This window comes from Vibrio sp. MM46, from assembly GCF_027587135.1.
Lineage (GTDB): Bacteria > Pseudomonadota > Gammaproteobacteria > Enterobacterales > Vibrionaceae > Vibrio > Vibrio harveyi.
In genome coordinates this window covers 1-605 of sequence record NZ_JAPPTO010000101.1, presented here as the reverse complement: position 1 = coordinate 605, position 605 = coordinate 1, and the positions used below count along the sequence as shown (strand labels likewise).

The 605-nt window shown below is 46.8% G+C and carries 1 protein-coding gene; it reads right to left on the bottom strand.

Translation table 11 applies throughout. From position 1 onward, the window contains the following. Window positions 1-299: 299 nt before the first annotated feature. The gene (locus OH459_RS28100) at window positions 300-572 is read right to left on the bottom strand and encodes a helix-turn-helix domain-containing protein (protein WP_269989905.1); all 273 of its coding nucleotides are present in this window, start codon (window positions 570-572) and stop codon (window positions 300-302) included. Window positions 573-605: the final 33 nt, after the last annotated feature.

Sequence of the window (605 nt, the reverse complement as noted above, 5' to 3'; positions counted from 1 at the left end):
CCAGAAGTAATGGTATCGATTTGAACTTGGCATAACTGCAAAGCAGCCCACCGAGGACTTCCGATAAGCTTAGGTGTTTTCCCTCCCTATTGTGGTGATAAAACGCCCAGCGCTGCACACAGAATGCGTTCCCTCTTCAAATTGAATGAAAAACATTCTGTCGCTGTTATACAAAGCCACAGGCCCTGCTTGTGGCTTTGTCGTATCTGAGAGAGCGAAAAATAGCAGTGCCGTTTGCCCAATAAAGCATTCCAATTCGAAATCAAAGAGTGGCTTAGTCCTGCGGTCAGAAGGGGTACTCAAGCGCCGCCGTCATTGAGCACCATCGTTACGTTTTGTTTGTTTATTCGACGCATGTGGGTGCGTAGCGTACCTCGATTCAATCCTAGTATTCTTGAGGCTTTCGCTTGATTGCCTCGACAGTGTATGACGACTTCCTCAAGCACAACGTCTCGAACAAATGGCAAAAGAGCAGACACATCCGGTGTGGCGGTTCGACTATCACGAGTGTGTGAAAGAAGCGCATTGAGGTGCTCTAGAAAGAGTTTATTATCAATAGGTTTACAAGGCATGATGGTATTGCTGTGTTATGACGATGAATGCCC

Excerpts from the sequence above, each read along its gene's own strand:
- OH459_RS28100 (WP_269989905.1), bottom strand. The coding sequence starts at position 572 with ATGCCTTGTAAACCTATTGATAATAAACTCTTTCTAGAGCACCTCAAT.